14 protein-coding genes are annotated in these 13,558 nt (G+C 42.9%); 8 read left to right on the forward strand and 6 right to left on the reverse strand.

The features are described 5' to 3' along the window. Positions 1-13: 13 nt before the first annotated feature. Positions 14-1,195, reverse strand: a complete 1,182-nt coding sequence (gene torC / locus AB4493_RS14550; RefSeq protein WP_372155269.1) for a pentaheme c-type cytochrome TorC — start codon at positions 1,193-1,195, stop codon at positions 14-16. Positions 1,196-1,245: 50 nt separating this feature from the next. Next, positions 1,246-1,428: a trimethylamine N-oxide reductase system protein TorE gene (gene torE / locus AB4493_RS14555; protein WP_010440051.1), complete on the reverse strand. Its 183-nt coding sequence runs from the start codon at positions 1,426-1,428 to the stop codon at positions 1,246-1,248. Positions 1,429-1,865: 437 nt separating this feature from the next. On the opposite strand from torE, the gene AB4493_RS14560 reads away from it, so the two are divergent. After that, a complete protein-coding gene (locus tag AB4493_RS14560; RefSeq protein WP_017067668.1) occupies positions 1,866-2,660 on the forward strand; it encodes an ABC transporter permease in 795 nt (264 codons plus the stop codon). A gap of 318 nt (positions 2,661-2,978) precedes the next feature. On the opposite strand, the gene focA is transcribed toward AB4493_RS14560, so the two are convergent. Continuing rightward, positions 2,979-3,821 (reverse strand): formate transporter FocA, encoded by an 843-nt coding sequence (focA, locus tag AB4493_RS14565; protein WP_050621867.1) that lies wholly within the window; start codon positions 3,819-3,821, stop codon positions 2,979-2,981. A gap of 362 nt (positions 3,822-4,183) precedes the next feature. Then, positions 4,184-5,491: an ATPase gene (locus AB4493_RS14570; RefSeq protein ID WP_372155271.1), complete on the reverse strand. Its 1,308-nt coding sequence runs from the start codon at positions 5,489-5,491 to the stop codon at positions 4,184-4,186. 257 nt (positions 5,492-5,748) lie between these two features. Between AB4493_RS14570 and AB4493_RS14575 the strand changes: the two genes are divergently transcribed. The 3 genes from AB4493_RS14575 to AB4493_RS14585 all read left to right on the forward strand — a co-directional run bounded on the left by AB4493_RS14575 (position 5,749) and on the right by AB4493_RS14585 (position 7,606). Beyond that, on the forward strand, positions 5,749-5,979 hold the full coding sequence (locus AB4493_RS14575; RefSeq protein WP_017060280.1) for a TIGR02647 family protein: 231 nt from the start codon (positions 5,749-5,751) through the stop codon (positions 5,977-5,979). Positions 5,980-6,093: 114 nt separating this feature from the next. Continuing rightward, the gene (locus tag AB4493_RS14580) at positions 6,094-6,948 is read left to right on the forward strand and encodes an NAD(P)H-binding protein (RefSeq protein ID WP_017060279.1); all 855 of its coding nucleotides are present in this window, start codon (positions 6,094-6,096) and stop codon (positions 6,946-6,948) included. Then, on the forward strand, positions 6,941-7,606 hold the full coding sequence (locus AB4493_RS14585) for a YdcF family protein (protein ID WP_372155273.1): 666 nt from the start codon (positions 6,941-6,943) through the stop codon (positions 7,604-7,606). Before AB4493_RS14580 ends, AB4493_RS14585 begins: the two co-directional genes overlap by 8 nt. 105 nt (positions 7,607-7,711) lie before the next feature. Here the strand turns inward: AB4493_RS14585 and AB4493_RS14590 are convergent, their stop codons facing one another. Both AB4493_RS14590 and cysS read right to left on the reverse strand, forming a co-directional pair. Continuing rightward, positions 7,712-8,290 (reverse strand): thymidine kinase, encoded by a 579-nt coding sequence (locus tag AB4493_RS14590; RefSeq protein WP_017060277.1) that lies wholly within the window; start codon positions 8,288-8,290, stop codon positions 7,712-7,714. 98 nt (positions 8,291-8,388) lie between these two features. Next, positions 8,389-9,774: a cysteine--tRNA ligase gene (gene cysS, locus AB4493_RS14595; RefSeq protein ID WP_372155275.1), complete on the reverse strand. Its 1,386-nt coding sequence runs from the start codon at positions 9,772-9,774 to the stop codon at positions 8,389-8,391. Between the two features lie 365 nt (positions 9,775-10,139). On the opposite strand from cysS, the gene AB4493_RS14600 reads away from it, so the two are divergent. The 4 genes from AB4493_RS14600 (at position 10,140) to AB4493_RS14615 (ending at position 13,436) form a co-directional block, all read left to right on the forward strand. Continuing rightward, complete coding sequence (locus tag AB4493_RS14600; RefSeq protein ID WP_017060275.1) at positions 10,140-10,634, forward strand: peptidylprolyl isomerase; 495 nt, start codon at positions 10,140-10,142, stop codon at positions 10,632-10,634. 77 nt (positions 10,635-10,711) lie between these two features. Beyond that, on the forward strand, positions 10,712-11,446 hold the full coding sequence (gene lpxH, locus AB4493_RS14605) for a UDP-2,3-diacylglucosamine diphosphatase (RefSeq protein ID WP_017060274.1): 735 nt from the start codon (positions 10,712-10,714) through the stop codon (positions 11,444-11,446). 123 nt (positions 11,447-11,569) lie between these two features. Then, positions 11,570-12,787 carry an EAL and HDOD domain-containing protein gene (locus AB4493_RS14610; protein ID WP_029235542.1) on the forward strand — a complete coding sequence of 406 codons (1,218 nt, stop codon included), beginning with the start codon at positions 11,570-11,572 and terminating at the stop codon, positions 12,785-12,787. 136 nt (positions 12,788-12,923) lie between these two features. Next, entirely contained in the window at positions 12,924-13,436 is a 513-nt protein-coding gene (locus AB4493_RS14615; protein WP_372155277.1) for a YchJ family protein, read from the forward strand. The last annotated feature ends 122 nt before the right edge of the window (positions 13,437-13,558 follow it).

Genomic DNA, 13,558 nt, shown 5'->3' on the forward strand with positions numbered 1-13,558 from the left:
AATTGACGTCTTATTAGTGATGGCCTTCAGAAAAATCTGATGAGTGCTTCTGTAGATACTTAAGAACCAATGCTTCTGTATCTGTATCGAAGTTAACGAATGCAATCATACCATCTAGCATGCCTACCCAACCGTTAGCGCTGAAGTGAGCTTCATCTGGCTGTGAGTGACACGTTGAACAGTTAGATTGGTACGCTTGACTAGCTGCGTTCCAGATTGGATCGAAGTTATCAACCATAGACTCTTTCTTCATCCAAAGTGCTAGGTTAACTTCTTCCCAAGGAAGGCCAGTTAGCTCATCTTCTTTCTTCTCACCAACAGTGATTACGTCACTTTGAGATACTTCTTTCGTCAAGATTGCAGTCGAGATGTTCATACCGAAGTCTTCTTGGATTACACGTCCGAAGCCTTTCGCTTTACGCCAACCGTCGATTTGAATCTTGATCATGTCGCCTTTTTCGTCGATCACAGCAACTTTACTTGCAGGGCTTAATAGACCCGCTTCAACTTCAGCTGTTTCATCTGTGTACATTGGTAGGTGACGAATAGAGATCACGTCTGAACCATTTGCGTAAGATGTGCTGCTTGCTACGTTTTCTAGCTCGCCAACAATACCGCTCGCTGATGCCATATCTAATGGAAGGTTGTGAGCAATACCTTTGTGACAGTCAACACAGCTTTGATCACGCTCTGCCGCGTTCTTCATCTGAATGCGCGCTGTTGGGCGCATGTTTTCGAAATCCATTGAATCGTAGTTGTGGCAGTTTTTACACTCTAGAGATTTGTTCGAAGAGAAGCGATCCCATTCGTGTTTAGCCAGTTCGATACGACGAGCTTCGAATTTCTCAGGCGTATCTAGGTCACCAAATACTTGAGCGAATACTTCTTTAGAAGCTTGCATCTTACGAGCGATTTTTGCTGTCCATTCATGTGGAACGTGACAGTCAGGACAAGTAGCACGTACACCAGAAGTGTTTTTCCAGTGAACCGTTTCTTGTAGTTCTACGTATACGTTGTCACGCATGGTGTGACAGCTTACACAGAATTCTTCTGTATTTGTGTGTTCTAGCGCTGTATTGAAACCGCCCCAGAAAATAACACCGGCGATAAAGCCACCCATAGTTAGTACACCAAGACTGATGTGTACTGCTGGGCGAGTCATTGTGCGCCATAATTTAACTAAAAATGATTTCATGTTTAGCTCTCTTAAATATTGATTTTAAAAAATGTTGTTACTAGAGGGCATTACATGCCGCCATGAGCACCAGGAGGTCCGAATACAAACACTTGCAGTGCCCAAACTATGAAGCCGTAACCGCCTACAAAAGCCACACTTAATATTGGAAAGAGAACAACCGCAATGAAGAGGAATGACTTCCACTCCAACGAGCGTTTTTCGCCAGTTTCAATTTTTTTAACATCACTCATACATTTTGCCTATTTTGTATTTAGTAATTCTGAGTAGCTCATTCTAAGGAGCTAAAGTTCTTGAGTATCTAACAACAAATTTTAGACCATACACAAAGTAAGGTTCAATCAAATCCCCCGTTATAACCCTTGCTAATCAATACTTTTTTGAGCTCATCCAAACTTGTTTTCAGTTAAACAAAGTTATTAAAAACTATTAACAAATGTGAAGAATTAAGTATATTTCACAAATGTTAAAAACAAACATTTGCGCAACTATTTAGCAACCAATTTTAACCTTTCACCTACTAAGTAGTAGCTAAAAAAGCCTAAAATCACCAATATTTTGTGTTTTGTTTGTTAAATCATTGGGTGTTTTTTGAGTAAGCTGGAATGAAGCTAAAATGCATCATTTGGCACTTTCAGATATGATGGGGACCTACTTAAAAGGAAACATTATGCAAGACGTTATTGATATATCTTGGTGGCAGTTATTGTTCTTCAGCTCACTTCTCTTGCTACCCATTACCATCAACCACAAGTTAAAACTCGGCCTTGGCAAAGAGGCTTCTATCAGCATCATTCGTATGGTTATTCAGCTATTTCTGGTGGGACTTTACCTAGAATACTTGTTCACTTTGAATAGTTTGTGGGTCAATTTGCTGTGGTTATTTACTATGATTATCGTCGGTGCAAGCTCGATTGTTGAAAAATCTAGACTGCCAAGAAACCTACTTTTGGCTCCTGTCGCCGTTAGCCTTGCGGTAACTTGTGTACCTATTGTCTTGTTCATCTGCTTTTTCATCATTAAGCCGACACCGGTTTTTAACGCGCAGTACCTTATCCCAATCGCAGGGATGTTATTGGGTAATAGCTTAAGCAGTAATATCGTGGCATTGCAGAACCTGTTTGGTGCCTTTGAAACACAGAAATCAGAATATGAAGCAGCAATCGCGTTAGGCGCGTCTCCTACTTATGCTGCTGCGCCTTTTGTACGTAATGCAATACAGAAAGCGATGTCCCCTATCATGGCCTCTATGGCAACCACAGGCTTAGTAACGCTGCCGGGAATGATGACTGGACAGATCTTAGGTGGTGCTTCACCGATGATCGCGATTAAGTATCAACTGATGATCATGCTGGCGATTTTCGTGATGATGAGCTGCTCTCTAGCCCTTGTACTTCACCTCTCATTGAAGACATCTCTGACCAAAGAAGGGCGAGTTCTCGCTCAAATACAGCCTTCGAAATAACCTCCTTACTCCACTTAGATCTGGTTACTCACTGAATTTGAGACAGGTTATCCACAGAAACTGTGGATAACCAAATCAATATAGATCCTTTTTTGTCCATTTCGACCCAAGGAAAGATCATCGCCTTCGATCTTTGGGTGATTTCAAAGACATATACACACATGGTAATCAGCGCTGTTGAATTTTCAGATGATCATTAGAGAGATGAAGAAGTAGGTTTTCCACAAATAAAAAACGGCCTGCAATGCAGGCCGTCTTGTAAATGTCATAAGTCAGTTCAGTGTTTCCACAGAGCGTTAACTCATTTCGTCAACTGAGTTAGTCACGTAGGTAGATCAACCAGTACCACATACCAACAAAGATACCGCCGCCAATGATGTTACCGATGGTAACGGGCAGCAAGTTGTTCATCAGAAAGTCCATCATGTTCAGATCAACATAGTCCGCAGGATTAGCGCCCGTCATTGTCCAAAATTCAGCTGGAGCAAATGTTTTGATGCCGATAGCTAAAGGCACTTGGAACATATTTGCAATACAGTGCTCAAAACCAGCCGATACGAACATCGCTACAGGTAAAATCATTACCGCAATTTTGTCAGTCAGAGTACGTCCACTAAACGTCATCCATACCGCGATACAAACTAATACATTACACATGATGCCGAGCGCGATAGCTTGGATAAAATCATGGTGCATCTTATGTTGAGAGATCGCCATTGCATTCAAACCCACTTGGCCGTGGTCGAACATGTACTGTTTGGTCAGTAACATACAAGCCACCAGCAGCAATGCGCCAATCAAGTTACCTACATAAACCGTAGCCCAGTTCTTAACGAGCGTGCGCCAACTAATCTTGCCACTTGCACGAGCAACCAGAGTCAGCACCGAACTGGTAAATAGCTCACCACCGGTAACAACAACGAGAATTAAGCCCAAGCTAAATGCAAGGCCACCTAATAAGCGAGTAATACCCCACGGCAAATCACCAGCACCAGTCGTTACGATGGTGTAAAACACAAACGCAATACCGATATGTATGCCAGCGGAAATCGCTAGGAGAAAAGATTTGATTGGATCTTTGGTTGCTTTACCTACGCCAATATCTGCAGCGCGCTCAGCCATTTGTGGCGGTAATAATGAGTCAAATTGGTTTAGATTCATGATGATTTACATTTTGAAACATGTCGTCGGGAGCGCGATAATCCTCTCTTTCATTTCTGAATTCAAGAGCTATTTTAGGCACAAAATAGCTCTCACAGCCTTGTTGAAAGCAAATAGTCCGAGTTATTCCAAATTCATACGACTTTAGTAGTAAAAAGAAAACTCTGCTGAATGATTAGTTATCAGCATAGAAAATAACACATCTATAAATATCAACAAGTTACGTTAAAAATCAAAGAATAACGTACACTAAAATGGCTCACAGAGCGCTTTTATTTCTAGATTTTGACATAGATCAACAGAACGTAAAAAAACGCCCTAAGGCGCTTTTAACTCAATCACAAATAAAGAAATTAGTGATGCTAAACCGAAGGTGCAATCACTTCTTCTGATGATTGTTCTAGGGTTGAATCCTCTAGAGTAGATTCAACAGCTGGGGACATCACATCAGAGTCACTTTCGTTGGCCACTTTGCCACCTAAGCTTTTCAAACTATCCACTAACTCTTCTAAGCTTTTAATGTGAGCATCACTCTTGGTAATCTGCTCACCGAGCAACTCACTGTGCTTGGTTGCTTCAGACAGTTGCTGCGCTTGCTTCTGGTTTTCAGACTCCAGCTTAGCTAATTGCTCAGTCAAAGTTTTAATCTCTGACTTTAATGACGCCGTCATGTCTGAGCCTTTCAGCGCTTTAACACTCGCTACAATTTTTTGAGACTGAAGACGCAATACAACATCACGGTGATCTTCATCATTAACCACTCGTGAAATGCTCAATAACTGGTTCTCTGCATTCAAAACCGACTGTTCGAACTGGTCGCCTTTTACGCTCGCCAGCACTTTGACTTCGTGAGCAACACTGCGTACGTGGTTTAATTCGAACTCCGCAGCGTGAACTGCGTCTTCAATGATAGACTTTTCACGGGGACTGGCTTTCACTTGGCTTTCTGCCAAAGCAATTTGAGATGCCGCTTTAGCAAACGTCAGTGGAACAACGTCATCGAAATCTTCATCTTCCAAGAACTCTAATTCGTTCTTCAAAGGTTCGATGTATTTCTTATGCGCCACTTTAACTTCTAGTAAGCGAGCATTGTTAAGAAATTCCACCTGCGCTTCTTGAGCGTCTTCAAGCTCATCGACCAGCACATACTCGAACAACTCGCTGTATTCTGAATACAAACGTTTGTAGCTCGAGGTAAACATGGTATCTGCGCCAAGAAACTTCAGGTAATCCATTTGGACAATCGAATCCGCGAGTACTCGATCAGCCTTCTTCTTTAACACTAAGATCGAGTCATAGTTTGATTTGATCAAAGCGATTTTTTCATCGAAGGCTTCAGCGTAAGTTAGGCTCGAAAAAATGGAGTAACTCTTGGTTATCCGAGTTTCGTCTTTAAGTAAGTCCGCATAAATGCTTTCAGCATCATCCCATGCGTCTAATAGTTCATTGTAATTCTCTGGTGCATAGAGAGACAATTGAGCATGGTCTTCAAGCTTAACTTCCCATTCGGAGTAAACGCTTTGGACAGACTGAAATGAACGGACCTCTATTGTCGATTCATTATTGTTGTTTGTGGTTTGGTTCGCGTCTGTCTGCTCTGAGGGTGTGCTTTGACAACCTGAGATAGCAAATAGCATACTGATCGTTAATGCTACTTTGTTCGCTCTCACTTATGCATATCCTTTTTATACAATATTCGCTCAATGCAAATTATTTCTAGTCACAATATATTACAACTACTTAGCAATAAACATCACTGATGATTTAAGTGGGTGCAAATCACCCAATATAACCAAAATAAACTCATCACTCGATGATTAATCAATCAATTTGGTATCACTTATCAATTCTCTTTATTTGCTATTGCCTGAGCCGAGAATGCGCACTAAGGTGAAGGTAGAGAACGTTATGAATATATAGGTTAATTATGAAGTACAACGCTGAACATATTGCTGATTTAAACCTCCTTCTTCAATTTGATGTAAGTAGTGCAGCTACTGGAATTAAAGTTCATCAAGAGGCTGCTCAAGAAACTCAAGACGCTGTTAAGCGCCTATTCGAAAAAAACCTTTGTACTCAGCCAGACGGCGGTTACCTAACAGATGAAGGTATCGAGATGGCAGAGCGCGCAGACAAGCTTCTTCGCGTACTAAACTAAAGCTCCATTGTTCTAGTAAAAACTCCACTTGCTTCGGCCGTGGAGTTTTTTCATTTTTGGGCAAAGCTTTGTTAGGCTTATTGTAAATTCGTCATTTGCAGTTGTGAGGAACACATGGCTTCTATATTTATTGTCGGTGCAGGATGGGTAGGTGCACCTTTATCTGAACATTTAGAAAAACATGGTAACCGAGTAGTGGTCACGAAAACGACCCAAGCGGGAGCAGATGCCATTGGTAGCGAACAAATTCCATGTGAAGTGTTTAGCTTTGATTCATCCGATCCACAACAGACTATCGGGCGACTATATTCATTGTTACTCGAAAACAACACTGAAATTGTGATTGGCAGCTTCCCTCCTGGCTTTAGAAAAGGAGCAGGACAAGAGTATGCCGACTACTGGCAGCAACTCACCAATGCATGCCAAAAGGCCAACATTAAAAAGCTCATTATGGTTAGTTCAACTACGGTATACCCAACTAAGCCGGGTGTGCTGAACGAGCTGGATGCATCACTCCCCCTTTCGACCTCAGATAACGAGCACGCGTCTTTATTTTCCGATAACGCACGAATCATGCTGCAAGCTGAACAGTCAGTGATTGATTCCGGTATCGACTACACCATTCTTCGCTTTAGTGGCTTAATCGGCCCAAGCCGTCACCCATCACGCTTCGCAAGCAAGTTAAAACAAGTCAGCACTCAAGCTCCAGCCAACATGCTGCACCTTGATGATGCAATTGGTGCTGTCGATTTCGCTATCAGTCAACTGCACAATGAAATAGTTAACGTGACCACACCAAATACAGTCAGTAAGGCGGAGTTTTATGCCGCGGCACTGAAAAGCGCCAACAGCAGTGAGCCTCTGCCCGCTGTTGTTGATACCCCAGACAAGTTAATCTCTTCGAAGAAGATTCTCGACTTAGGTTATTCATTTAAATTCGAATCCACACTGGACGCACTTCATGACTGAACAATCTATTGCTAACAAAAATCCCAACATAAAACTGCATCGCTCAGTCGACACCCTTTGGAACTTTATGTCGATGGGTCACAAGGTTACGCCTTCCGACTGTATCTTTGTATTGTGTAGCAACGATACTCGCGTAGCTGAATATGCAGCCGAGCTTTATCACCAACAGATCGCGCCTTACATCGTTTTTTCTGGCGGTGTGGGACGCTTTACCGAAAGAAGCTTTGAACGCTCAGAAGCAGAAACATTCGCTTCTATCGCACGAGATTGTGGCGTGCCTGACTCTGACATTATCATAGAGAAACACGCAACAAATACTGGGGAAAATGTACGATTCACTCATGAGTTGCTGACAGAAAAAGGGTTATCGCCGAAGAGGCTAACCTTAGTTCAGAAGCCCTTCATGGAGAAACGTACCTACGCAACCTTCAGTAAACAATGGCCTGACGAAACTTCCGAGATTACCGTGACGTCGCGATGGCAAACTTGGGATGATTACTTTAACGAAGAGTTGCCGTTAGATATGGTGTTAGGCGCATTAATTGCTGATTACGAGCGAATCAAATCCTACCCAGAGAAAGGCTTTCAGAATGAGATGCCGATCCCCGACGACGTTGACCACGCCTATCAAGCATTGAAGAAGCTCGGTTTCGAATAAAGTAAAAGCTAGGCTTGGCATAAAGTAAAAACATAAGTTCAGCAAACAAAAACGGTGACACTTGGTCACCGTTTTTCGTTCTTTCGCGTTAGCAAATAGAGCTGCTTATTTACCTAACGCTTCTTTGTAGTGCAGACGGCAAACAGAAACGTATTTGTCGTTACCGCCAATAGCCACTTGGTCGCCCTCAGCAATCGCCACACCGTGCTCGTCGGTACGAATTACCATGTTCGCTTTACGGCCACAGTGACAAATTGTTTTAAGCTCAACAAGTTTATCTGCCCAAGACAGTAAGTAACGGCTACCTTCAAACAGTTCACCCAGGAAATCGGTACGTAGGCCGTAACAAAGTACAGGGATGTGCAGCTTATCAACCACTTCTGTTAATTGGTACACCTGCTCCTTCGATAAAAATTGGCACTCATCGATCAAAACACAATGACGCTTTTCTTCCTCATTGAGCTTTTTGATCGCATCAAACATGTTGGTGTCATTTTTAAACAGCTGAGCTTCAGATTGCAGACCAATTCGTGAGCTCACTTTACCGATACCATAGCGATCGTCCAAAGCTGCCGTAAAGATCACTGGCGTCATGCCACGTTCTTGGTAGTTGAATGAAGATTGAAGAAGCGTTGTTGATTTACCCGCATTCATTGCCGAGTAATAAAAATACATCTGAGCCACAGAAATATTCCTGTTAATTAAAAGTTGAAGATAGAAAAGGTGAAAATAGAGAATTCGTGCTAGAAAAAAGGGCTGAAAATCAGCCCTTTTTATAAGATTTACTTACGACGCCAAGTCGTGCCTTCTGGGCCATCTTCCAGAACAATACCCAACTCATTTAGCTTATCACGTGCAAGATCGGCGTTTGCCCAATCCTTTGAAGCACGAGAGTCGTTACGCAGTTTGATCAACGCTTCGATTTCAGCCACTTCGTCGTCGTTACCTGCCGCATCACCTTGTAGGAAGGCTTCTGGCTCTTGATGAAGAATACCGATGATGTCTGCTAGTTCACGCATCAATGCACCCAGTCCGCTTGCTTTTTCAATGCTTTCAGGCTTGATACGGTTGATTTCACGAGCCATTTCAAACAGTACTGAATAAGCTTCAGGTGTGTTGAAATCATCGTTCATCGCAGTAGAGAATCGAGTCACGTACTCTTCGCCACCAGCAGGAGCTGCTGTAAGGTCTAGGCCACGAAGTGACGTGTATAGACGCTCTAGTGATGCGCGAGCTTGGTTTAGGTTATCTTCGCTGTAGTTTAGCTGGCTACGGTAGTGACCAGACATTAGGAAGTAACGTACCGTTTCAGCATCGTAATGTGCTAGAACGTCACGGATAGTGAAGAAGTTACCTAGTGACTTAGACATCTTCTCTTTGTCTACCATCACCATACCACTGTGCATCCAAGTATTTACATACTGAGTGCCATGCGCGCAGCAAGACTGTGCGATTTCGTTTTCGTGGTGAGGGAACTGCAGGTCTGAACCACCACCGTGGATATCGAAGTGGTTACCAAGAATAGACGAGTTCATTGCTGAACATTCGATGTGCCAACCTGGACGACCCTGGCCCCATGGCGATTCCCATGTAGGTTCACCTGGTTTAGACATCTTCCAAAGAACGAAGTCTAATGGGCTACGTTTTGCAGATTCAACATCAACGCGAGCACCCGCTTGAAGTTGATCAAGGTCTTGCTTAGAAAGCTTGCCGTATTCGTCGAATTTCTTTACTTCGAACATCACGTCGCCGTTGCTTGCAACGTAAGCGAAACCACGTTCAATCAACTTTTCAACAAGCTCAATGATTTCAGTGATGTATTCTGTCGCACGAGGCTCAACATCTGGACGCTTCATGTTCAATGCATCAAAGTCAGCGTGCATCTCACCGATTAAACGCTCAGTCAGAGAGTCACAAGACTCACCGTTTTCGTTAGCGCGTTTGATGATTTTGTCATCGATATCTGTGATGTTACGAACGAAATTCAAATCGTAACCAAGGTAACGAAGGTAACGAGTTACTACGTCGAAAGAAACGAACGTACGACCATGACCAATATGACAGAGATCGTATATGGTTACCCCACAGACATACATGCCGACTTTGCGAGCTGTAATTGGTTTGAATTCCTCTTTCTGTCTTGTGAGCGTGTTATATATCTTCAGCATGATCTCTATCTATTTTATGGATTAATCAAAATAAGCTCGCAGTATAACAAGTCATACCTTAATAGGTAATCCCTAAAAGCAGGAATTATACCAATCACGGTAAGTAGATGGTCATAAATAGCGCAGAAAAAATGCTTGAGAACAAGGAAGCTCTTTTCGACAAAAAGTTTCGATAAGTAGTTATTCTACATTCAAAATTTCTAACGACGTTATCAAGTGTTTTAACAAGCTAGGATGGCCAGTTATTTACTACGATTGGTATTACCTCAAACATCCGAGTTAAGTTAATGATTTGGTGATTTGAAAGTCTGCCAACATGCGCTAGAATTCGAACTTCATATTAAAAAGACAGTAAGGTAACAATCATGATCATCCTTCACACAAATTTTGGTGATATCAAAGTTCAACTTAACGAAGAAAAAGCACCAGAAACAAGCGCAAACTTTCTACAGTATTGCCGTGACGGTTTCTACGACAACACACTATTCCACCGTGTTATCGATGGTTTCATGATTCAAGGCGGCGGCATGACTTCTGGCCTTAAAGAAAAGGCAACTCGTGCAACGATCAAGAACGAAGCAAACAACGGTCTAGCGAACAAAGTTGGTACGCTAGCAATGGCTCGTACTATGGAACCGCATTCAGCGAGCTCTCAGTTCTTCATCAACGTTAACGACAACTCTTTCCTAAACTTCCGTAGCGAAAGCCTAGACGGTTGGGGCTACTGTGTATTCGCAGAAGTTGTTGAAGGCATGGACATCGTAAACAAGATTAAAGGTGTTAGCACTGGTTCTATGGGTATGCACCAAGATGTACCTCTAGAAGAAGTGATCATCACTGGTACTACAATCGAAGCTTAATTCATCGCTTTCGGTTAGTATTGATGAGCCGATAAAATCAGGATATAGGGAGCGAATCGCTCCCTTTTTTTAGACCTATGAAAACATATTTTATATCAGATCTGCACCTTTCTCCGTCACGAGAAGACATCACAGACTGCTTCTTAACCTTTATGAAGAAAGAAGCCGTAGAAGCGGATGCACTTTACGTATTAGGTGACCTTTTCGAATTCTGGATTGGTGACGATGATAAGAGTGAATTCGCGACTTCTATCCGCCAAGCGTTTATCGACTTAGTGAAAACAGGCGTGCCTTGTTACTTTACTCAAGGGAACCGCGACTTCTTAGTCGGCAAAAAATTTGCTAAGCAAACGGGCGTACAACTTCTCGACGAAGTTTCTACGATCGATATCTACGGGCAAAAAGCGGTAGTATTGCATGGAGATACCCTATGTACTGAAGATGTAAAGTACCTCGCCTTTCGCGAAAAAGTGCATCAGCCATGGTTACAATGGGTCTTCAACCGAATTCCATTTTTCATCAAGAAGAAAATTGTTTCAAAGGTTCAATCAGATATCAAAGATGACAAGCAGACCAAGTCTCTCGACATCATGGATGTGACACAGCAAGAAGTCGAAGATGTGATGGAACGAAACAATGTCGATCTGATGATCCACGGCCATACTCACCGCCCAGACATCCATACATTTAATGCTAACAATTGCACTAAAACCCGTATCGTACTTGGCGATTGGTATACGCAAGGCTCAGTGCTGGTGTTCACGCCGCAAAGTTTTGAACTACAGAATCGAGCGTTTAGCAATAGCTTTTAACATCACGCTTAAACTTTCACTTTGATTATTATTGTCGGTCAGACTTTCTTAGAAAGTGTATGGTAATTTCTAGTGAATTAGCTATTATCTCTCTACCAGAAATAAACCGAACACAGTACCAAGTTGAAATATTCATACGTAGCGCGTCAACCAATACTCGACACAGGCAAGAAAACCATAGGTTACGAGTTGCTATTCAGGGATGGTCCTAAGAACACTTTCCCTGAAGTAGAGCCGGAGCTCGCTACTAGCCGTTTGCTTTCCGATCACTTCTTATCGACCCACTATAATACGTTGGGTGATAAGCTTGGGTTCGTGAACTTCCCATATGCAAGCCTAATCAACTTAGTCCCTACTCTGTTCCCCAAAGAAAGCCTCGTTGTTGAGGTTCTTGAAGACTGCGAACCAACAGACGAATTACTTGAAGCAATCAAAACCATCTTTGACGCGGGTTATACCATTGCGCTAGACGACTTTGTGCCAAGTAAAGCTTGGAAGCGCTTCTTACCCTACGTTTCAATTATCAAGTTCGATATCCGTTTGACGCCAATTGCCAAAGCAGCGATGTTTATGAACTCTCTCAAAGGGCTAGATATCAAGTTCCTTGCTGAGAAAGTAGAAACGTACGAAGAATACCAAGAAGCGAAAAAAGCAGGCTTCACCTACTTTCAAGGTTATTTCTTTAGCAAGCCAGAGATGATCCAAACGCGTGCGCTCAACCCGGCATTCCTGACGACCGTTCAGCTGTTAAAAGAGATTGCGCACGACCCTATCGACTTTGGTGAAGTAGAGCGTTTGATTACGCTCGATGTGACCATGTCGTATAAGCTACTTACCTACGTAAACTCCGCTGGCGGTTCACCAACAACGATTCGTTCATTCCGCCAAGCGCTTATTTACCTTGGTGAACAGAAACTGCGTAAGTTCGTTTCACTGGTGGCTATCGCATCCGCGAAAGAAGATAAGCCGGACTCACTTTATGGCTTAGCGGTAATACGCGCACGTCAGTGTGAACTCTTGGTTGAGAAGATGAATGTTAAGGTTGAGCCTGGACAAGCCTTTTTGACCGGTATGTTCTCTCTGTTGGACTCACTCTTTGACCAACCATTGAAACAAGTACTCGATTCAGTGCCGATCGACATCGAGATCAAACAAGCCTTGATTCAACGTAAAGGTGTGTTAGGTGCTGTATTGGCGATGGTGGTTGCGTATGAGCAAGCTCGTTGGGAAGAAGCGACTCGTATTCGCCAGCTTCTCAAACTGAGTGAAGCTCAACTTGGTCAAGCTTATGACGAAGCGACGACTTGGGCTCAAGAGCTATTGTCTCCAGCCTTGAAATAGTAAACTTCGCGCTAACACTTTGATAATTTCAATAACTTCAACAGAAACTAAACTTTGGTGAGCGATCGTTTCTTGGTAAACTCCCACGCATTCACTTATGGCCTCTTAATAGAGGCCATTTTTACAGGATCTGACTATGTCTTTATGCCCATGCGGTAGCAAAAATACTTACCAACAGTGCTGTGAATCAGCGCACCTTCACCACAGTGCTGTTGAAACGCCTGAACAGTTGATGCGCTCTCGTTATTCAGCGCACGTGTTGGGTTTAGTTGACTATGTTGTTGCGACTTACCACCCTAGCTGCAACGCAGAAGCGCAAAGAGAAGGTATTGCCGAATCTATCAACAGTGATTGGGCAGGACTAGAAGTCATCGATACTGTGGTAGGCTCGCACCAAGACGAAGGCTTTGTTGAGTTTAAAGCTTACTTCAATGAAGAAGGCGCACAATACTGCATGCAAGAACGCTCTCGCTTTATACGTGAAGACGGTCTTTGGTACTACATTGATGGTACCTTCCCAGAGCAGGAACAAACTACACAACCAGAAATTGACCCACGCTTAAATCAAACCGTTGAGAGCTTTAAAATCGGCCGTAATGATCCGTGTATTTGTGGCAGTGGTAAGAAATACAAGAAGTGCTGCGGGTAACTCGTTCGACTAAGAAGTCAGATTAAGAGAAGAGATTCCTGATGTCGCTTAGGCTCCTCGGAATGACGCAAAGTCAGAGGTTAGAAAAGTGACGTAGGGCTTAGAAATCTTGAAATCTTGAA

The organism is Vibrio sp. 10N.222.55.A1 (assembly GCF_041473835.1).
Classification (GTDB): Bacteria; Pseudomonadota; Gammaproteobacteria; order Enterobacterales; family Vibrionaceae; genus Vibrio; species Vibrio crassostreae_C.